The sequence below is a fragment of the Halosimplex aquaticum genome (genome assembly GCF_028747785.1).
Lineage (GTDB): Archaea > Halobacteriota > Halobacteria > Halobacteriales > Haloarculaceae > Halosimplex > Halosimplex aquaticum.
In genome coordinates, this window is the sequence record NZ_CP118158.1 from 2,285,650 (window position 1) to 2,305,633 (window position 19,984).

The window sequence follows — 19,984 nt, forward strand, 5'->3', positions numbered from 1 at the left end:
TCCCGAACGGCGATTTCGGCGGTGATCCCGAACGCCGATTCCGGCGGTGATCCGGCGTTTCCCACCGATCTTGGCTAACTCCAGTGTCAATCTTTATTGTACGCGCGCCCTACCCTCCTATCGATGCCCGACACAGACGGGGACGACCTCAGCGATCTGCCGCCGAGCGCGAAACTCGTCTACAAAGTACTGGAGTACGACGGTCCGCTGACGCAGAAAGGGATCGTCGAGGAGTCGATGCTCTCCGCACGGACCGTCCGCTACGCCCTCGAACGGCTCGAAGAGATCGGCGTCGTCGAGGAAGACGTCTACTTCGCGGACGCGCGACAGAACCTCTACGAGATCGACAAGGCCGACTGCGAGTGCGAAGCCCCCGCCTCTGCCGACTGACGACCGTTTCTCGCCGTTCTCCCGCCGACTTCCCCGCCCGTGGCCCCGTCCGACCGCCGCTCAGCCGTCGGTCTCGGTCTCCGTCGGCGTCTCGGTCCCGGTCGCGGCGTCGGTGGATGCCGTTTCGGTCGCGGTCGCCGTCCCGTCGCCCGGCGCGGTCGTTCCCGTACCCGGCGTAGCCGTCTCCGCGCCCTCCTCCGGTTCGACGACGGTGTAGCCGTCGATCGTCTCCTCGTCCCACATGACGTGGATGAACGGCTGCGTGTTGCCGTTCGGCAACTCGAAGGCCGTCTCGACGGGCGAGGGGACGGGCCCGTCTGGCGTGACGCGGATCGGCGCGACGACCGCGTGGGTCTGGTGGAGGTTGCCGAGGTACGCCTCGTCCGGCGAGAGCGGGAGCTCCGGGTCGATCGCCAGCGTGTAGTCGGACTTCCGGATCATCTGGGTCGTCATGAAGTGGATCACCTGCCGCTCGTTGCGTACCTCGCCGTTGACGACGACGTTCCCGACCCCCCAGAACGCGCCGTAGGCGAACTCCGTCGGGAGCAGCGGCGACCCGGTCCCGGTCACGCCGTGGAGCCACGAGTTCGTCACGACGCCGCCGCCCGTCTGCCACGGCGGGATCGGCGGCTGGAACACCTGTCCGACTTCCAGGCGGTACTGGTTGTCCGCCGGGTCGGTGAACTCGGCGGTCAGCTCGACCGTGTCTGGCGTGTCCGTGCCCGCGCCCGGTTCGTCCCACGGTCGCCGGTCGACGTAGGTGAGGTCGAGTTCGCCGCTGACTTCCCGACGCGAGGGGCTCGCGAACGTGTTGAACGTCGTCACCGTGTACGCCGATCCGTCCTCGGTCGTCCGCCGCTTGTCGAGCGGGAGCCCGACCTGGTAGGTCTGTTCGCCCAGGAGGTCGGCGACCGGCCCGTCGGCGACGTTCACCCAGTGTTGGCCCGTGTTGATCGGCTCGTCGGGGGTGCCGAACACGAACTCGTCGATGCGGCGCTTCGCCGGGAGGACCCAGTTGACCGCCTGGCCCGGGTCCTGGTGGACCGCGAACCGGATCTCGGGGTACTCGGTCGACACGTCGGACTGGGCGCGTGCGACGTTCACGGGGACGTCGGGCACGTACTTGCCTCCGAGCGCGCCGAGGGCAGCGATACCGCCCGCCTTGAGGACCGTTCGTCTGTCTGGTGCCATCGCCGGCCCTTCCGGCCGCGCACGAAAAACTGGCGGAGACCGTTTGTGCGCGGATCGAGCACTGACGGCGAGTAAGTTCAGATTCCGCATGATCGACCGGCGGTCGGGCGCGCTCGAAACCCGAGGTTTCCGCGAGTAACGAGCGCCCAGATCCGGAATAAGCGCGCTCTATCCCGAGTTCGCGGCGGATACCGCGAGAACGATGCTCTGCACTTTTCACCGCTCTAGCGGAGCTACAGATGGACCGAGAAATGACAGACGAGAACACAGACCCCCGAGCGACGGGGACGAACCGCGGTACCGAGGGCGAACGATCGACCGGAGTCGGCGAATGGCGTCCCTCACGCCGTCGCCTGCTCCAGGTCGGCGCGGCGACCGGCGCGCTGACCGGCCTGGGGAGCATGGCGCTCGGCCGACAACAGCAGACCTACCGCTTCGGCGGCGAAGTCGAAGCGTGGATCGGGCGCGCGCCGCCGGCCATCGACGGCGAGGAGAACCCGACGATCGAACTGACCGCCGGTGCCCAGTACGAGGTCGTCTGGGAGAACCTCGACGGCCTCCCCCACAACTTCACGATCCAGGACGACGAGGGGAACGCCATCGTCTCGACGGAGACGACGTCCGAGGAGGGAGCCACACTCTCACTGACGTTCACGGCGACCCAGGAGATGGCCCAGTACATCTGCACCATCCACCCGACCACGATGGTCGGCGACGTCGAAATCTCCGGGTCGACGACAGCCACGCCGGGCGCCGAGACGGAGACCGGGACCGCGGCGCCCGGCGTCGACGCGGGCTTCTTCGACGAGGGTACCGAAGTCGGTGTCCGCGAGGTCGCGAACGGGCCGCTGACGGCGCCGACCGACCACGCGACCGGGCCGCCCGAGGACCCGCGGTCGTTCGTCTCCGACCAGACCGGACAGGTGTACGTCCTCACCGAGGACGGCCTCCGCGACGAACCGATGATCGACGTCAGCGATCGGATGGTCGAGCTCGGGCGGTTCTACGGCCTGTACGCCAGTTCCGACCAAGAGTACGACGAGCGAGGGCTGCTCGGCCTCGACTTCCATCCGAACTTCGCGGAGAACCGTCGGTTCTACCTGCACTACAGCGCACCGCCGACGGACGAACTCAAGTCGATCAACTGGGACCACATCGAGGTGGTCTCCGAGTTCACCGCCAGCGAGGACGGGCTCTCCGCGGAGGCGGACTCCGAGAACCAGTTGCTGCGCATCCCGCACCCCCAGTACAACCACAACGCCGGTCCGATGGCGTTCGGACCCGACGGGTACCTCTACGTCCCGATGGGCGACGGCGGCGGCGCCAACGACGACATGTACGGTCACGTCCCGGACTGGTACGACCGCAACCGCGGCGGCAACGGCCAGGACCTCCACCACAACCTGCTCGGGGACGTGATGCGCATCGACGTGGACGCCGGCGACGAGACGGCCACCCCCGGCGGGACGCCGACGCCCACACCGACCGCCGACGGCACGGGCACGCCGCAGGGGACGGCGACGCCCGCGGGCGAGGGCGACGAGGAGGCAGAGAAGCCCTACGGTATCCCCGACGACAACCCGTTCGTGAACGAGCCGGGCGCCTACGACGAGATCTGGGCTTACGGCTTCCGCAACCCCTACGGCATCTCCTTCGACTCGCAGGGCAACTGCTTCGTCACCGACGCCGGGCAGAACCTCTGGGAGGAGGCCAGCGTGGTCGAGGCCGGCGGCAACTACGGCTGGAACGTCAAGGAGGGGACCCACTGCTTCAGCACCGACCAGCCCAGCGACGTGAGCGCCATCACCGACTGCCCGGAGACCGAGCCGAACGAGGCGCCGTACGACGGGAGCCCGCTGATCGACCCCGTCGTCGAGTACCCCCACGTCTACCAGGGGACGCCCGTGGGCCAGGTCATCGTCGGCGGCCACCGCTACGAGAACGACGCGATCGCCGACCTCAGCGGCAAGTACATCTTCGGCGAGTACAGCCAGCCCACGGTCGCCGGCCCGAACGGCCGGATCCTCGCCGCCACCGTGCCCGAGGACTTCGACGTGCCGGACGACGGAACGGCGACCGAGACGGGGACGGCCACCGACACGGCGACCGCGACCGACACGGCCGCCGAGACCGAGACCGGGACCGGGACGGATCAGCCGCCCGAAATCGGCCCGGAGAACGTCCCCCGCGACGAGCTCTGGGACATGGAAGAACTGCAGGTCCAGGGGGAGTTCAGCTGGTACGTCCGCGCGTTCGGCCAGGACGCCGACGGGGCGATCTACGTCCTCGTCAGCAAGAACGGCGTCCCGGAAGGCGAGACCGGCGCGGTCCTGCAGATCGTTCCGCCCGGCGAAGGCGACGAGGGGACCGGGACCGCGGCCGCCGGCACGGAGACCGGGACCGAACCCGGCGCCGAGACGGAGACCGGCACCGGGACAGCGACCGGCACCGCGACGGAGTCGAGCGAGTAGCGCCGTCGGCCGGCGCCCGACCGACTCGCCGTCCCGCAGATAGGTCGCCCCTATCGCCGGTTGGTCGTCGGTTACGGTCGAACGATCGCGGATGCTTTTTGTCGTCCCCGCGGACCATCCGACGAGCGCCGCACCGACGCGAGCGACGCACCGGCCGACGGACCAGTCGAAACCGGGGCCCGATCCGGCGCCGGGCCAGCGAACCGCGGCGCGGTCGGCCCCGACCGAGAGAGTCTACCGACAGTGAGTTCTGACACCGAGTCGGACGTGGGCGACGCCGCGCAGAAGTCACAGGAGACGATCCTCGAAGAGGAGATCGAAGAGGGGATCGCCGAGCTGCGGCGGCCGACCAGCGGCATCGCCCTCTCGGGACTGTCGGCCGGCCTCGACATCGGGTTCGGCCCGCTTCTGATGGCGGTCGTCCTGAGCCACTCCGGCCCGGAGACGAGCGCGCTGGCGGAGCAGCTAGTCGTCGCCGGCGCCTACGCGATCGGGTTCATCTTCGTCGTCCTCGGGCAGTCGGCCCTGTTCACCGAACACACCGTCCTGTCGCTGCTTCCGGTGCTCGACGGGCAGTCGTCGCTCCGGGACCTGCTGCGGATGTGGGTGACCGTCTACGTCTCGAACATCGCCGGCTGCGTCGTGTTCACCGGGCTCGCCGTGCTGGTCGGCCCGTCCATCGACATCGTCGAACCCGGCGCGTTCGTCGCGATCGCAGACGTGTTCGTGCGCTATGCCTGGTGGGCGACCCTGCTGAGCGCCGTGCTGGCCGGCTGGCTCATGGGACTGCTCTCCTGGCTTGTCGTCGCGGCGCGGGACACGACCAGCGTCATCCTCGTCGTCGTCTTCATCACCGGCGCGATCGGCTTCGCCCACCTGCCCCACTCCATCGCCGGCACGGTCGAGGTCCTGCTCGGCGTCTTCTCCAGTCCGCGCATCGGTCTCGTCGACTACGCCGGCTTCCTGTTGTGGTCGACGCTGGGGAACGTGATCGGGGGCGTCTTCTTCGTCGGCCTCCTCAAGTACTCCCACGTCGTCCGCGCCGGGCCGGAACCCGAAGAGGTCTCGCTTCGCGGTCGCGGTCCCTGACCGCCGGTCGCTCGCGCGAACCGCCTCGCGCCGCCGGCGCTCGGCGGACACCTTACGACGGCGAGACCGTGATCGTCTTCAACCACCTTTTTCCGCTCGGGGTTTCCTCGGGCCTTCGGCCCTGCGGGAACCCGCTCGCGCAAAAGCGTGGGCGAAAACGGCCGACGGTTCGGCCTGCGGCCTCACCGTCGGAGAACCGACTCGCTTCGGTCGTCGGACGTGAACAGCCGACTACGACGGCGAGACGGTGATCGTCTTCCCACGGTCGATCGCCCGTTCGAGTTCCTCGGCGATCGCAGAGCCGCGCGAGACCTGCACCTCGCCGCCGCGGGAGACGGTCGCGGTGAAGAGGTACTCGCCGTCGGCCTGCACCTCGACGGTGTCGCCCTCGTAGCCGTCCATCGGGATGACGACGTGGCGGGAGGTGATCTCGGGGGAGACGATCTCGCCGCCGCCCGCACCGCCGGGGCCGCCCGCACTCCCACCGCCGGCGCCACCACCGCCGGCACCGCCCGGACCGCCGCTTGCGCCCTGCGGGCGCTCGCTGAGCGTGCGGACGTCGATGTCGATGCCGAGGCGGTTCTCCACGTCGGAGATGCGACCGCCGCCCTTGCCGATGACCGCGGAGATGTCGTCGTCCTCGACGTACACCACGGCGGTGTTGGGGTTCTTGATCTCGACCTCGACGTGGCCGTGGGCGATGGCTCGAATTTCGCGCTCGACCTCCTGCTTGGCGATGCGCTCTGTGCCGCTCTCGCGACCGGCGCCGCCGTCGGCGGCGTTGTCGCCGAGCGGGACGGTGACGACCTGGCGGTTGAACGTGTAGATCTCGTAGGCCGGCTGCCCGGTCTCGAAGTCCCGGATCATGATGACCGGGCGCGCCAGGTCCTCCTCCATCAGCCCCTCGGGGACCTTGACCTCGGTCGTCACGTCGTAGACGGTGTCGACCTCGCCGGCCTCGATGTAGACGACGGTGTCGACGACCTGCGGGATCATCCCGAGTTCGACGCGGCCGACGAGCCGCTGGAGCGCGTCGATGGCGCGCGTCGCGTGGACGACGCCGACCATGCCGACGCCCGCGAGGCGCATGTCCGCGAACACCTCGAAGTCGTCGGTCTTCCGGACCTCGTCGTAGATGGTGTAGTCCGGCCGGACCATCAGCAGCGAGTCGGCGGTCTTGGCCATCGATCCGCCAAGTTCCGTGTACTGGGTGATGTTGTCGCCGACCTGGAGGTCCCGGGGCTTCTCCATGGTCTTGACCGCGAAGTCCGAGTCGGCGAGGAACTCCGCGACGGCCTGGGCGAAGGTGGACTTGCCGGCGCCGGGCGCGCCGGAGATGAGGACGCCGCGCTGGTGTTCGAGCAGGCGCTCGCGGAGTTCGTCGGCGTGCTCGTAGTCGTCGAGGTCGGTCTTGACGATGGGGCGGACGGCGGTGATCTCCAGTTTGTCCGAGAACGGCGGGCGCGCGATGGCGATGCGGTACTGGTGGAACTGGACGATGGTCATCCCCGGTTCGTCGAGTTCGACGAAGCCGTCGGCGCTGGCGCGCGCGGAGTTCTCGATGTCCTGGGCCCACTCCTTGAGGTCGGTCTCGGTCGAGACCTCCTCGCGGATGGTCTCGTAGTGCATGTCGCCGATCTCGCCGCGCTTGGCCATCGGCGCGACGCCGACCTTGAGGTGGAGGCTCATCGTCGTCTCGTCGAAGAACTGCTCGATGTCGAGCGACTCGGCGTCGCGGCCGCGCGGTTCGAGGTACACCACGTCGAGGCCCTTGGCCTTCGCGACCTCGCTCTGGACGACGTCGCTGGTGACGAGCGTCGCGTCGTGTTCCTCGGCGAGGTCGCGGATGATCGCGTCGATCTTCCCCTCGCCGGCCTCCCGCTGTTCGACCTCGGCGGGGCGGCGACCGACGTACTCGACGGTCACCGTGCCGTCGTCGTGGAGTTCGGCGAGCCGCTGGAGCTCCCCGAGCCCGTCCCAGCCGCTCTCGCGGCCGTCGTTGGCCTGCGCTTCGAGTTCGCCCACCACCGCCTCGGGGACGTAGACGGTGGCACCGGCGAATCCCTCGCCGACGGCTTCGGAGTCGGGGTCGGCGTCGGCTTCGATCTGCTCGGACACGCGGCCGTCGATGACCACGCTCGTGTCCGGAACGATGTTCATACCGTTCGTACGGCGTCCCGCCGTGAAAAGGCCCCTGATGTGCGGGGGTGGGCACCCCCGACCGGTCGAGCGTACTGCGGCCGCTCGGTCAGGCGTACTGCGGGAGTTCTGCTCGACTGCGGGTCGTGATGACGGTCTCGCAGTCGGGGCACTCGTAGGCGGCGCCGCTCGCGCGTTCGTCGCTCGGTTCCTCGCTCTCGCGGACGATCCAGTCGCCGGTCGTCGCGCTCTCGTGTCCACACTCCGGGCAGAACAACACCGCCTTCGGCGGCGGGTCGCGGTCGGGAGTGGAGGAGGCGTGTGCGCTCATGGTACTTTCAAGTAACGACCGGACACGGATAACGCCTTTTGCCCATTATCATTCGGTAGAGACCGCGAAAGCGTGGAATTGTGTCTCACACTCGCGGCCGAGACGGGCGCGTGATCGGGTCCTCGGACCGGGCTAGACCGCGAGGTAACTCGCGATGGTGTCCTCGTCCGCCAGCGCCTCCGCGCCGAGTTCGTCGACGATCTCGCCGCGCTCCATGGCGTAACAGCGGTCGGCCATCGAGCGGATGACGCCGAGGTTCTGCTCGACGAAGAGGATCGTCGTCCCGAACTCCTCGTTGATGGCGCGCATGTCCTCGCTGATCTGGTCGACGATGGAGGGCTGGACGCCCTCCGAGGGCTCGTCGAGCAACAGCAGGTCGGGGTCGGCGACCAGCGCCCGCGCGATGGCGAGCATCTGCTGCTGGCCGCCCGACAGCGTCTCGCCGTCCTGATCGGCCCGTTCTTCGAGGACGGGGAAGAGGTCGTAGACCTCCTCGTAGCGGGTCGCCGAACTGCTCGCGTTGACGTGCTCGCCCATCTTCAGGTTCTGCTCGACGGTCAGTCCGGGGAAGATGTCCCGGCCCTGCGGGATGTAGCCCATCCCGGCGCGGGCGCGCTCGTCCGCGGACTGGCCGGTCACGTCGGCGCCGTCGTAGGAGACGGTTCCCTCGTCCGCGCGGAGGAGGCCGACGACCGTCTTCATGAGCGTCGTCTTGCCGACGCCGTTCTTCCCGACGACGCCGACGATCTCGCCCTCCTCGACGGACAGATCGACGTTCCGGAGCACCGGCGCGTCGTAGCCGGCGGTCACCCCGGAGAGTTCGAGGAGCGTCACTGCTCTCCCCCCAGGTAGATCCGCCTGACCTCCGGGTCGGCCTCGATCTCCTCGATGGAGCCCTCGCGGAAGACGTCGCCCTGGTGGAGCACGGTCACCGTGTCGGCGATCTCCGCGACGAAGTCCGTGTCGTGCTCGATGACGACGAAGGCGATGCCCTCCTCGCGGTTGAGCCGCTGGATCCGCTCGGCGATTTCGTCGCGTTCGTCGACCGAGAGGCCGGCGACCGGCTCGTCCAGCAGGAGGAGATCCGGTTCGAGCGCGGCGGCCATGCCGATCTCCAGTTGCTGTTGCTGGCCGTGCGAGAGGGTGCTCGCCTCGACGTCCTCGTAGCCCGCGAGGCCGGCGTCGGCGATGGCCTCGTCGACGCGCCGGCGGCGCTCCTCCCCGTCGGCGAACTGCTGAATCGGCAGGCGGGCGTTCTCGCGGACCGAGAGGTCGCCGTACACGGAGGGGACCTGGAACTTCATGCTGATCCCCCGCTGGACGCGCTCGTCCGGGTCGAGGTCGGTGACGTCCTGGCCGTCGTAGTAGACGCTGCCCTCCGAGGGGCTGAGCGTCCCGACGATGAGTTTGAGCAGCGTCGACTTCCCGGCGCCGTTGGGGCCGATGAGACAGCGCAGCTCGCCCTCGTCGACGGCGAAGTCGACCGAGTCGGTGGCGGTGAACCCGCCGAAGCGCTTGACCAGGTCGTCGGTCTGCAGCAGGGTGTCGGTGCGCTCGCCGGTGGCCTTCCCGGCCGGCGTCTCGCGGACGTTCGGGTCGCTGACCTCGCCGCCCGTGTCGGCTTCACTCACGAGTCGGTCACCTCCCGCGGTGCGTCCGCGTCGTCGATCTCCGAGACCGGAACGGCGTTACCCGCGAACCGGTCTGCGATCCACGGGACGATGCCGCCGGGCAGCGCGAGGATGAAGACGAGCAGGAGCGCCCCGAGGACGACCAGCGCCATCTCGCCCTGAACGGAGAGCCGGAAGTACTCGATGCCGATCGTGGCGATCACGGCGCCGAGCAGGCTCTTGCGGCCGCCGACGCTCACCCAGATGACGGGCAGCGTGGCGAACCACAGTTCGAACACGCTCGGGCTGATGTAGACGTTGCGGGCAGTGAAGAGCACGCCCGACAGCGCGGCGAGCGCGCCGCCGAGCGTGAACGTGAGCAGCTTGATCCGCTTGACGTCGTAGCCGAACATCTGCGTGCGGTCCTCGTCCTCGCGGACGGCGACCATCATGCGGCCGAAGTCGGAGTTGACCAGCGCGCGCAGGCCGAGATACGCGGCCACGAGGACGACGACCGCGAGGTAGTAGAACGGTTCGAACTCGAACAGGCCCAGGAACGTCATCTCGTTGTACCGGAACTGGAAGGCGAACAGCCCCTCGACGCCCAGCCTGAGCGGCGGGATGCCGGGCATCCCGTTGAACCCGCCGAGCGGCGCTTCGCCGATGGTCCACTCCGAGCCGGCGGTCTGGGACATGAACGTGTACAGCACCATCGTCGAGACGAGGGTGATGATGGTGACGTAGACGTCGCGGACGCCGCCGTAGAACATGAAGTAGCCCATCAGCGCGGCGACGACGGCGCCGAGCACCACACCGAGAATCGCGCCGGCGGTGATCCCGGTCGCGTCCTGCAGGTTGATCGAGACGACGCCGAAGGTGTAGCCACCGACGCCGAAGAAGACGACCTGCCCGAAGCTGAGCACGCCCGAGTAGCCCCAGACGAGCGATAGCGACAGCCCCAGAATCGCCAGCACGAGGAACAGCGAGAACTGCTCGCCGCTGGCGAACACCGGCAACGCCGCGAGCGCGAGGACGGCGACGGCGAAGCCGGCCCAGAAGCCCCGCGAATTGCCGATGGTGTTCGGACCTTCGAGGCGGCCGCGAACGCGTGCGACGGGGCCGCGGTCGGTCCCGCCGGCTCCGGTCGATTCAGTCGCCATCGGTCGCCTCCCGTCGGCGGCTCCGTACTCGCTCGATGAATCCGGTGATCCCACCCGGCAGGAACCGGAGCGCGAGCATCGCGGCCAGTAGCAGGGCGATCCGGCCGAAGGTCGTCGAGTCGGTAAGGTTCGTGACCGTCGCGCTGATGGCGCCGAGCACACCGCCCGACAGCGCCGTGCCGAGGACGACACTGGGGCCGCCGACGACGACCGCGACGAACGCCTCGATGAGGAACTGGTCGCCCAGCGTCGGTTGCATCGACAGCACCGGCGCGAACAGCGCGCCGGTCAGGCCGGCCAGTCCCGATCCGATCCCGAAGGTGAGCATGTACGTCCGCTCGGTGTCGACGCCGAGCGACTTGGCGGTCTGCTCGTCGGCCATCGTCGCGCGGACCCGCGTACCGAAGGTCGTGCGCGTGAACACGAGGTAGGCCACCACGAGGACAGCGATACTGACGCCCGCGAGCACGAGCCGGTACGTCGAGTAGGAGAACGCGCCGTAGGAGACGTTCCCGAACGGCGTCCCGACCGTATCGAGGTTGTTCCCGAAGATGATCCGGGCGCCCTGGACCATGACGAGGCTCAGACCGAACGTCGCGACCATCGAGTCGGCCAGGCGGTCGTACAGCGGTTCGACCAGATCGCGGCCGACGGTCCGCTGGCCGATCCAGTTGGGGACGAACCCGGAGATGATCGTCCGCTCGACGGCGACGCCGAAGACGGCGGTCACGAGCGACCCGACGACTATCGCGACGGGCAGCGGCAGCCCGAGTTTAGTGACCGACAGGGTCGTCGCGTACGCCCCGACGAGGATGAACTCGCCGTGGGCGAGGTTGATGACGCCCATGATGCCGAAGATGACGGCCAGCCCCGCCGCCGCCAGCACGACGAACGCGAAGCTATCGAGGACCTGGAACGCGAGGTTCAGGCCGTTGACCATGCTTACTTGGCCTCCTCGAAGTAGTCGACCGGCGTGTACTGCGTCTGTTCGTCCTCCTGGGTGAGGTCACACCCCACGGTCTCCGAGAGGAACTGCTCGGGGATCTTGCGGTCGGTTACCGCCTCGACGTTGTGCTGTTCGTCGGCGCGCATGACCCACATGTGGTGGTCGACGTGGTGGGTCGGGCCGTCGAGTTCGATCGTCTCGCCTTTCGGGGCTTCCGGCGCGCGCTCGGTGCCGAGGCTGATACCCGATTCGAGCGCCTCGATGACTTCCGGCTGTTCGGTCGTGCCGGCCTGCTCGACGGCCTCCTTGTACATGTACGTCGAGAAGTAGTTGGTCTCGGCCTCCTCGTTGACGTACTCGCCCTCGTCGGGGTACTTCTGGTAGTAGCGGTCGACGAACCCGCCGTCGCGGGTGTTGCTCTCGGTCGGGACCTCCTCCGAGGGTGTCATAGAATCCATCTCATACCGTGATGACGGTGCTTCCCGGATTGTCACCTCGTTCGTAGTTGGTGACGGCGACGACGAGTCGAACGCAGAGCGCAAGGAACACCTGCGCTCGGGCGTGGACGCGGCCTCGGGCGCGTAGCGTCCCGAGGCCGCAGTCCTTGACCGCATCGTTCGTTCGCTCGACCTGACTCCGGCGGTTGTACGTCTCGTCTAGGATCGACTGTTTGAGCTGAATCTCGTCACTGTGTTTCTCGATGCGGTCTTCGACTCTGTACTTGATATTGAGCGGATCGTCGGTGTTTCGCGGGTTGTACGGGGCGATTGGCACGACTCCTGCGGTCAGCAGGAGGTCGTGCCAGTCGAGCGTGTCGTAGGCGCTGTCACCGAGCATCCAGATCGGCTGGGCGACGGCGAGCGCGTCACGGGTGACGCGCATCGCCGTCTCTTCTGCGGCTTGTTTGCTCTCGGTGAACTCGGCTGCAATCGGGATCTTTGCGCCGGTTGAGACGATCGTACAGCCGTAGCCGTAATAGTACTCCTCAGCGGTTGGGTCGTAGTTCTTCGACGCATCTGGGTCGGATGGCATCGCTCGCACGTCCGTCGAATCGATTCGGTAGGTCATGTCGAGCAGGCCGCGGGCGGCGGCCTGCTCGACGAGGTGGTCGAAGACTTCGTCGACGACGTGTTCGAGGTCGGTGAGGAAGCGATCGACCGCGTCTCTTGAGGGCGGTCGATCGAAGCCACAGCTGAGCCAGACGACCGTGTTCTGGAGTTCTCGTGTGACCGGGCGAATGCCGTAGATGTCCTTGTAGTAGCAGTGGAGGAACGCTCGGAAGAGTTCTGGTGGGTGGTGGTCTCGTGTTCGCCCCCGGCGAGCGGGGGCGAACACGTCGAACTCGCTGAAAAAGTCGAACTCAAGATGCTCGAACAACGCGAGCGTCTCGGTAGCCACGACATTGAAGAACTCGTCGATAGAACCCTCTTCTTGCAGGGTGCTGGCGCTCGTAGACACAGTTCCAACACCCTGCGTCCTCGTGTGTGAGGCTTTCTATGACACCCTCATAGAAGGCAGTGCAAGATATAGAGCTTACATATCGTATCGTAATTCTCATACAGCAACCCTCAAAATCTGTCAGTATCCCTTTGTGGGTTGATTCGGGCGATGGAGTCCGCCTGTCCCAACCGCCTACACGGCTGATGACTCCTACCATGCCCTACAATGAGACAGACACATCCGCTTGAACACGTCGAAACGATTCTAATCATCGCCGTCGGTGGCTTCGCCGGAGCAAACCTCCGCTATTTTGTTGAGCTGACGCTTCCTTCCTCATTGGCAGCAACGATGACTGTCAATGTCCTCGGGTCTATGGCTCTCGGGTTCCTCTTCTACGAAAACATCCTCGGTGACACGATCTCGGAGTCCGGTCGGGCTATCATGGCAACTGGATTTATTTCCTCGTTCACCACCTACAGTACGTTTATTATTGACGCGATCAGCACTACACCGCTGGTAGGTGTTGGGTATGTCATTACGAGTTATGGGCTCGGGTTCACAGCAGTCGTTGTCGGTCGGGCGAGTGCCCGTAGAGTGACAGCGAGTAACCAGCTGCCATTGGAGGTGAGCGACTGATGGAGCCAGCACATCTCGTCGGGACAGGTGGAGCTATCGGTGCTGTCTTACGACACTATGTTGGGATGAGGCTCCAACACGACCGGTTCCCAGTTGGGACACTTGGAGTAAACGTAATCGGGAGTTTTGTCCTTGCGTTAGTGGTGTTTATTGGCCTTCCCGAGGATGCTGCCCTCTTGATTGGAACTGGTGCCTGTGGGTCGTTTACGACGTATTCCTCGTTCTCTGTACAGACAGTTCGATTATGGGAAACTGGCGACAGACTACGAGGAGCTATCTACGCAGGCGGAACGTTGGTTCTCTGTCTGGCCGCAGCGAGCCTTGCTGCTGGGCTCGCGTTTCTTCTTTAGCAACCTCAGAGGGTGTCATAGAACTCTTCTCACACCGTGATGATCGTGCTTCCCGGATTGTCTCCACGTTCGTAGTTGGTGATCGCGATGACAAGGCGAAGGCACAGCGCGAGGAACACCTGCGCTCGTGCGTGGACGCGGCCTCGGGCGTGGGTGCGCCCGAGGCCGCAGTCCTTCACTGATTCGTTGGTTCGTTCAACTCCCGTGCGGCGGTTGTACGTCTCATCTAGCGTCGGTTGCTTCAGCTGAACGTCTTCACTGTGTTCCTCGATGCGGTCTTCGACCCTGTACTCGATATCGAGCGGGTCGTCGGTGTTTCGCGCGTTGTACGGAGCGACTGGCACGACCCCTGCGGCCAGCAGGTGGTCGTGCCAGTCGAGCGTGTCGTAGGCGCTGTCACCGACCATCCAGATCGGTTGCTCGACGGCGAGCGCGTCACGGGTGACGCGCATCGCCGTCTCTTCTGGTGCTTGTTTGCTCTCGGTGAACTCCGCTGCGATCGGTATCTTTTGCCCGGTCGAGACGATTGTACAGCCGTAGCCGTAGTAGTACTCGTCCTTGGTTGGATCGTAGCACTTTGACGCATCTGGGTCGGCTGGCATCGCCCTCACGTCGGTCGAATCGATACAGTAGGTCAAGTCGAGCAGGCCGCGGCGGGCGGCCTGCTCGACGAGGTGATCGAACACCTCGTTAGCGACGTGTTCGAGGTCGGTGAGGAAGCGATCGACCGCGTCTCTCGACGGCGGTCGATCGAAGCCACAGCTCAACCAGACGACCGTGTTCCGAAGCTCTCGTTCGACGGGGCGGATGCCGTAGATATCTTTGTAGTAGCAGTGGAGAAAGCCACGCATCAGCTCTGGTGGTTCGTGGTCTCGTGTTCGCCCCGTCTGCGCCGGGGCGAACACGTCAAACTCTTCGAGAAATTCGAAGGAGAGGTGCTCGAACAGCGCTAGCGTCTCTGTCTCCACGACATTGAAGAACGACTCTACCGAAGGATCATCTTGCAGGGTCGCTGAACTCATCCACCTCAGCGTTCACCCTGCTCTTTGGTGTGCTAATCGTTCTATGACACCCTCAACCTCAGGATAGCTAACCTTGCCTCGCTTGAGTGGCTACCTGAACTCGAAGATACGTATTGCAAGATACGCGCGTTGTATTCATCACTCAGAATTATGTCGTGTGTCGAACAAGTTAATTCGACAACTGCTGAATTTAGAGGCTGTAGTCAGCAGTCAACTATTATTGGTTTCAGACCGATCCGGATAAATCAGCCGGTCAGTAGAACTGCCTTCTACGCAGCAAACTTGACGCCGGTAATTTCGAATCGTGCGCCGCCCATGGCTCCTTCCGTCAGACGGAGGCTCCAGCCGTGTGCGTCTACGATCTGTTTGACGATACTCAACCCGAACCCAGTCCCGTCTTCGGTCGTCGAGTATCCGGCCTCGAATATGTCTTGCTGTGCGTCCGACGGGATGCCGGGCCCGTCATCTTCGACGTAGAAGCCGTCGGCCAGCGCGCCGACGGTCACCGTTACGTCGTTGCCACCGTGTTCGATGGCGTTCCGAATCAAGTTCTCGAAGACCTGTTTCAGGCGGCTTTCGTCTGCCTGCACCGGTCGCTCGATATCGGCGACCAACGACGCATCAGCCGTCGCAACGTTAGTCCAACAGCCGTTTATCAGTGAGTCGAGATCAACGGCGGTTGTTTCAGCGATAACCGAACCGTCGCGGGCTAGTGTGAGAAGGTCGTCTATCAAGTCAGCCATCCGGTTGTGGGCACGATAGATGTGCTCTAGATGTTCGCTATCACACTCATCAGTAGCGAGTTCGAGGCGGCCCGTAGCGACGTTCAGCGGATTCCGTAGGTCATGAGACACGATACCGGTGAACTGGTCTAATTGCCGCTCGCGGGTTTTCTGCCCGGTAATGTCGGTAGCGATACCGCAGGTGGCGTAGACGGAGCCATTCTCAAATAGCGGTGTAATTCGGGTAAGATAGTCCCGCGGCTCGTCGTCTATCATGACGATTTCTTCGATCTCAATCGGTTCCCCGGTCTCATAGACTTTGTCGTCGTTCTCTCGGAACTGCGCCGCCACTTCTGCTGGAAGCAAATCCGCGAACTGCTTTCCAGCAACATCCACATCGTCAGGAATACCGAACAAGTCTCGATGATACTGATTCATATACACATACTCGTACTCTGCGTTCCGAATCCACACCGCCCCCTCAACGGTATCGATAATATCCTGAAGCTGTTTGGTGCGTTTCTGAAGTTTTTCCGAGACCTTAGTAAAATAGAACGCAATGCCGCCGTTGTCCATCGGATACGCCTCGATATCGAACGTACCGTTGAGCTGGGAGAAGTGTTCAACGAACGAGGTGGGTTCTCGTGTGTCCATGACCTGTCGATACTCTGCTTCGAATCGCGTGTCGAGCGCGCCGTCGAAGACTTCCCAGAAGTCCCGACCGAGCAAATCCTCCTCGTCCATGTCGTAGAGTGCTTCGGCCTGGGGATTGACGAGGGTGAACTGCCAGTCTGCATCTACCTCGACGATGGCATCCGTGACGCGCTTGATGACGGCCTGGAGCTGTTGATTGCGTTGTTGAACCGTCTGGTTGGACTGGTAATGTTCGATGGCGTTCGAAACGGTATTGGCCAGCACGGAGTATTGATCCGTGGACGCTTGCTTCTGGAGGTAATCCGTGACGCCTGCTGAAATCGCGTCGCTCGCAATTTCCTCGGTGCCTTTCCCAGTGAATAGTATGAATGGAAGATCAGAATACTGCTCTCGAACCAGCCCAAGGAACTCGATACCGTTACAGCCGGGCATTTCGTAATCGGAGATAACGCAGTCGAATTGCTCCTCAGAAAGTTTGTCTAAGGCGATGCTGGCGCTGGTCGCCGTCTCAACAACGAATCGGTCGTCTGCACGCTCAAGGTATATGCTAGCCAGCTCCGAGAGATCAGGCTCGTCATCGACGTGAAGAACGCGGAACGTTTCCACTGCTTGTTCTGATTCGGCTACGGGCGTATCACCAGTAGCGAGTGTGCGTTCCATACTCTAAATACGAGAGCCAGCGGGATACCTATTGCCTTTTATAGGAACGGGTTATGTATACTACTCGTCGAGGCGCGTGAGCGTGCTTGCGATCAATCGTCGAGTTCCTCTCTGAAGCCGAGACCCAACAGCCTGCGGTGAAATGCTAAGTTCGTTCGCAACGTCTTGACGAGTCGCCTCTCGCGGCGAATCATAATAACCCAGCGCGTACGCGATCGTCATTGCTTCGCGCTGTGCATTCGTCAAGTCGTACTCCTGGCCCGACTCAAACGGCGACAGCGTGTGAAGCGTCGTCAGTTCGAGCGGAATGTCGTGGTCTCTGCAATAGGACTGGAAGTCGGCCAGCACCTGTCGTGATTCAGCCCGAAGTTCGAACGACCATTGGGTTTCGCTCCCGAGCGCGGAAATGAGGTTTACCTTCGTTTCAATAATTGCGGTCAAGACGCTCTCGTACGCTAAGTCCCAGTCGATACGAATAAACGCCGCCCCGTTCACGTTATCGATCACCCGAATGTCGTGGATGCCCGGGTGTGTAACGTGCTCCATCGAGATGTTCTCGATTTCGGCATCACGAACCCAGAAATACGGGATGATAAATTCGTCCGTCGGAACGACGCGGTCTAGTTCGATTTCGGCGGTGGGAAACTCTGAGAAGACGGCGGCCAGTGGAAATTCATCGCCAGTCGCAGTGAATGTCGCTTCAATTGTCATAGCCACCATACGAGCGACCGGTGAAAAGATGTATCGCCAAAATCACTGTCGCCGACATCCACTCTCTACCGTACCCAGGGGCAAAAGCCAAATTCAATCGATATACGCGTTGTATCTTGCACGGCTATCATAACATCTCTCAGAGCTAATAGAAATCTCGGTAATCAATTCACAACTCTCATCGACCGGCTGTTTCAGGCGAGGATATGTCTAAAGAAGAGGATTTCAACAGAACTCCTAATTCCGGAATATGAACCTACTATCCAGCGTCTGACCGTGCTGATCGGACTGCTAACTACCTATCTGGGCGATGTTGCTCGTCGCCGTTGGAAGTACAAGGTGATGACGATTAGTCCAGATAGTCCGACAAAGGAGAAAGAGAAGTGGGCGTGGGAATTCTGGCGGTAGCTCTATAGCCGACGGTTTTGCTTGTGCGGTGTGTCTGCGGGCCGAGCCTGTGAAGGCCACATCTGACTGTGACCTGACAGTGTGATTCGAGAACGTGACGTGTGGCTGTGATGGCTGGGTATCATTCGTCTTTAGCTAAGACTGGCGGTAATCTTCTGAGGCAATATTATACCCAATAGTATTAGACAGACGGAATCAGCGACTGAGGCGCTCTTGATACTAAGAATAGACGATTCACGATGTTTGGAAACCGTGTTTTCGTTCCGTAGCAGGCGTGTTACGACGCAATTCAGCTCCGAAACGCGGCTATTCGGTATTACTGTGAGTATTAGCTAAAGACGAATGGGCTGGGTATTAATCACCCACACTGAGGGGTAGGTGAACACTCACAGCGGTGTGTCTCCGCCGAAAGAGCTCTGTGAAAGATTCGGAGGGAAGTCTCGATACTTGTATTATGATTTCTGTGCATTGTTAACTTGTGTCATTACAAACCCTTTTAACTTGCTGATGGTCAAGTCAGGTTGGAAAGCAGAACGTGCCTTCCATTCGTGACTGAATATGCCCGCCCTCTACCTTTGAAAATCCGGGTATGAGAGTGGAAGGTTCTCTGGCAGTCGGTAATGTCAAACAATCTAAGCCAATGACAACAGAATCAGCCCCAAACGAGAACGTTTTGACCGTTCTTAATGACCTCGACGAATGGACGTTTAGCGACACAAAACTGACTTATCACAGTGGTGACTATATGTGCGTGAATATCGACCTGAGCAAGTTGGATAGTGCTGCAATTGCCGGCCTTATTCAATGGCATATTGACCAAGGCTGGAGTCTTGAAGACCTCGAAGTGACAAAACGTAGTGCAGAGATGGCCGGTCTGGCCAGTGACGTCCAATAGCACGTCGCCCAATATACGTTTTCAAAGGTGGATTCGCCATTCAGGACAACTCCCGCAGTAGCATCGCTGCTGTGTCGTAGAAGGCAGGGACGCTGTTGCAAAGGCAGGTCTGGCAGTCCCGAAGGTGGGGTAATCATGGTCAGTGGTCGGGATAGACACCCCTGTGTGTCGATATTCCCGAGTATCAAGGAAAAGACGACGTCGTCGACCGTCGCTCGAACGGCTAGGGCGATATTCAGTTTGGGTTTCTCCTAACAGAATCCAAAACTGAACGCCGAATTCGGGCCTATATCGAGTCAAACCAGGGGGTCAAACACCCCATTTCACGGATTCCAAAGCTGACCCCACTAGTTAAGTTGTTTCAGAAACAACATATAATATGAGCAAACAAGAAACAGTGCACAGGTACATCGACCTCACACAAGTAGACCCACTCCGCGACGCAGCACACGACCGCCCCCTCCGCTACGATAGCCTCGGTCGCCGCCTCCGCGACGAGCTACTCATCATCCTCGGAATCGACCTCGGCCTGCGCGCCAACGAACTCCGTGGACTCAAGCAATCGATGTTCCGACTCTCGGAAGGAGAGGTGACCATTCCCGGACACGCACAGAAAGACTACCCCAACGAAAACCTCTCTCCGGGGAGCGTCACGATGCGACTCGATCCGTTCGGCCACTTCGGAACCATCCGCCTTCTCCGCAGCTACTTCAATTCGGAATGGTACCAGGAGCGAGAGAGCGACTACGTCTTCCCGTCACGGCAGTCAGACCAGATGACGACGGAGTCGATGCGCAACGTCGTCGAAGACCTCGCAGTGCATGCAGATATCACGGTTCACCGGAGCGATGGAGAGCCAGCTGATCCGTCAGAATTCCACCCACACGCACTCAGACACTCACTGTCGAACTATATGTTGGGTGATTCTAGTGATACCGAGAATATTCGGCTCATGGACGTACGGAACAGGCTTCGGCACCGCAGTGTATCGACGACAGAACGCGTTTACGACCATTTCCAGCGGCGCTGAATTCTACTAGGGGAATTCAACTTCAAGAAACAGGACAGTGGCAACACTGGTAGCGAACGTTGGTTCTCTCCGCACCGTATCCGCTATGGTCGGTGTGCGTCCCACAGGTCACTTCGTGCCTATGCGTTC

General features: G+C 62.8%; 18 protein-coding genes, 1 pseudogene and 1 riboswitch. Of the genes and pseudogenes, 7 read left to right on the forward strand and 12 right to left on the reverse strand.

Annotated features, from left to right (window positions below):
* The first annotated feature begins 123 nt into the window (after positions 1-123).
* Positions 124-390 (forward strand): winged helix-turn-helix domain-containing protein, encoded by a 267-nt coding sequence (locus PSC72_RS11590; protein ID WP_274326034.1) that lies wholly within the window; start codon positions 124-126, stop codon positions 388-390.
* 60 nt (positions 391-450) lie between these two features.
* Here PSC72_RS11590 and PSC72_RS11595 read toward each other — a convergent pair whose 3' ends face one another.
* Positions 451-1,581: a hypothetical protein gene (locus PSC72_RS11595; RefSeq protein ID WP_274326035.1), complete on the reverse strand. Its 1,131-nt coding sequence runs from the start codon at positions 1,579-1,581 to the stop codon at positions 451-453.
* Positions 1,582-1,832: 251 nt separating this feature from the next.
* On the opposite strand from PSC72_RS11595, the gene PSC72_RS11600 reads away from it, so the two are divergent.
* Together PSC72_RS11600 and PSC72_RS11605 are read left to right on the forward strand one after the other, a co-directional pair.
* The gene (locus PSC72_RS11600; protein WP_274326036.1) at positions 1,833-4,052 is read left to right on the forward strand and encodes a PQQ-dependent sugar dehydrogenase; all 2,220 of its coding nucleotides are present in this window, start codon (positions 1,833-1,835) and stop codon (positions 4,050-4,052) included.
* 243 nt (positions 4,053-4,295) lie between these two features.
* A complete protein-coding gene (locus tag PSC72_RS11605; RefSeq protein WP_274326037.1) occupies positions 4,296-5,141 on the forward strand; it encodes a formate/nitrite transporter family protein in 846 nt (281 codons plus the stop codon).
* Between the two features lie 231 nt (positions 5,142-5,372).
* Here PSC72_RS11605 and PSC72_RS11610 read toward each other — a convergent pair whose 3' ends face one another.
* From PSC72_RS11610 to PSC72_RS11645, 8 genes and pseudogenes are all read right to left on the reverse strand, one after another.
* A complete protein-coding gene (locus tag PSC72_RS11610) occupies positions 5,373-7,301 on the reverse strand; it encodes a PINc/VapC family ATPase (protein WP_274326038.1) in 1,929 nt (642 codons plus the stop codon).
* Between the two features lie 88 nt (positions 7,302-7,389).
* Positions 7,390-7,611: a phage terminase large subunit family protein gene (locus PSC72_RS11615; protein ID WP_274326039.1), complete on the reverse strand. Its 222-nt coding sequence runs from the start codon at positions 7,609-7,611 to the stop codon at positions 7,390-7,392.
* A 132-nt stretch (positions 7,612-7,743) separates the two neighbouring features.
* On the reverse strand, positions 7,744-8,445 hold the full coding sequence (locus tag PSC72_RS11620; protein WP_274326040.1) for an ABC transporter ATP-binding protein: 702 nt from the start codon (positions 8,443-8,445) through the stop codon (positions 7,744-7,746).
* Complete coding sequence (locus PSC72_RS11625; protein WP_274326041.1) at positions 8,442-9,242, reverse strand: ABC transporter ATP-binding protein; 801 nt, start codon at positions 9,240-9,242, stop codon at positions 8,442-8,444. The genes PSC72_RS11620 and PSC72_RS11625 overlap by 4 nt, the downstream gene beginning before the upstream one ends.
* Positions 9,239-10,381: an ABC transporter permease subunit gene (locus tag PSC72_RS11630; RefSeq protein ID WP_274326042.1), complete on the reverse strand. Its 1,143-nt coding sequence runs from the start codon at positions 10,379-10,381 to the stop codon at positions 9,239-9,241. Before PSC72_RS11630 ends, PSC72_RS11625 begins: the two co-directional genes overlap by 4 nt.
* A complete protein-coding gene (gene urtB, locus PSC72_RS11635) occupies positions 10,371-11,321 on the reverse strand; it encodes an urea ABC transporter, permease protein UrtB (protein WP_274326043.1) in 951 nt (316 codons plus the stop codon). The genes PSC72_RS11630 and urtB overlap by 11 nt, the downstream gene beginning before the upstream one ends.
* A 2-nt stretch (positions 11,322-11,323) precedes the next feature.
* A pseudogene (locus PSC72_RS11640) lies at positions 11,324-11,767 on the reverse strand (ABC transporter substrate-binding protein); the annotation flags it as partial.
* Between the two features lie 19 nt (positions 11,768-11,786).
* Positions 11,787-12,785 (reverse strand): transposase, encoded by a 999-nt coding sequence (locus PSC72_RS11645; protein WP_274321708.1) that lies wholly within the window; start codon positions 12,783-12,785, stop codon positions 11,787-11,789.
* Between the two features lie 137 nt (positions 12,786-12,922).
* Positions 12,923-12,987, forward strand: a riboswitch (Fluoride riboswitch).
* Positions 12,988-12,992: 5 nt separating this feature from the next.
* Between PSC72_RS11645 and PSC72_RS11650 the strand changes: the two genes are divergently transcribed.
* Positions 12,993-13,403 (forward strand): fluoride efflux transporter FluC, encoded by a 411-nt coding sequence (locus tag PSC72_RS11650; RefSeq protein WP_274326045.1) that lies wholly within the window; start codon positions 12,993-12,995, stop codon positions 13,401-13,403.
* Positions 13,403-13,753, forward strand: a complete 351-nt coding sequence (gene crcB, locus PSC72_RS11655) for a fluoride efflux transporter CrcB (RefSeq protein ID WP_274326046.1) — start codon at positions 13,403-13,405, stop codon at positions 13,751-13,753. Before PSC72_RS11650 ends, crcB begins: the two co-directional genes overlap by 1 nt.
* Before the next feature lie 29 nt (positions 13,754-13,782).
* On the opposite strand, the gene PSC72_RS11660 is transcribed toward crcB, so the two are convergent.
* The 3 genes from PSC72_RS11660 to PSC72_RS11670 form a co-directional block, all read right to left on the reverse strand.
* Positions 13,783-14,775: a transposase gene (locus tag PSC72_RS11660; RefSeq protein WP_274322795.1), complete on the reverse strand. Its 993-nt coding sequence runs from the start codon at positions 14,773-14,775 to the stop codon at positions 13,783-13,785.
* 269 nt (positions 14,776-15,044) lie between these two features.
* On the reverse strand, positions 15,045-16,811 hold the full coding sequence (locus tag PSC72_RS11665) for a hybrid sensor histidine kinase/response regulator (RefSeq protein ID WP_274326047.1): 1,767 nt from the start codon (positions 16,809-16,811) through the stop codon (positions 15,045-15,047).
* Positions 16,812-16,871: 60 nt separating this feature from the next.
* A complete protein-coding gene (locus PSC72_RS11670) occupies positions 16,872-17,522 on the reverse strand; it encodes a helix-turn-helix domain-containing protein (protein WP_274326048.1) in 651 nt (216 codons plus the stop codon).
* 1,048 nt (positions 17,523-18,570) lie between these two features.
* On the opposite strand from PSC72_RS11670, the gene PSC72_RS11675 reads away from it, so the two are divergent.
* Positions 18,571-18,825 carry a hypothetical protein gene (locus tag PSC72_RS11675; protein ID WP_274326049.1) on the forward strand — a complete coding sequence of 85 codons (255 nt, stop codon included), beginning with the start codon at positions 18,571-18,573 and terminating at the stop codon, positions 18,823-18,825.
* A gap of 379 nt (positions 18,826-19,204) precedes the next feature.
* Complete coding sequence (locus tag PSC72_RS11680) at positions 19,205-19,855, forward strand: tyrosine-type recombinase/integrase (RefSeq protein WP_274326050.1); 651 nt, start codon at positions 19,205-19,207, stop codon at positions 19,853-19,855.
* Positions 19,856-19,984: the final 129 nt, after the last annotated feature.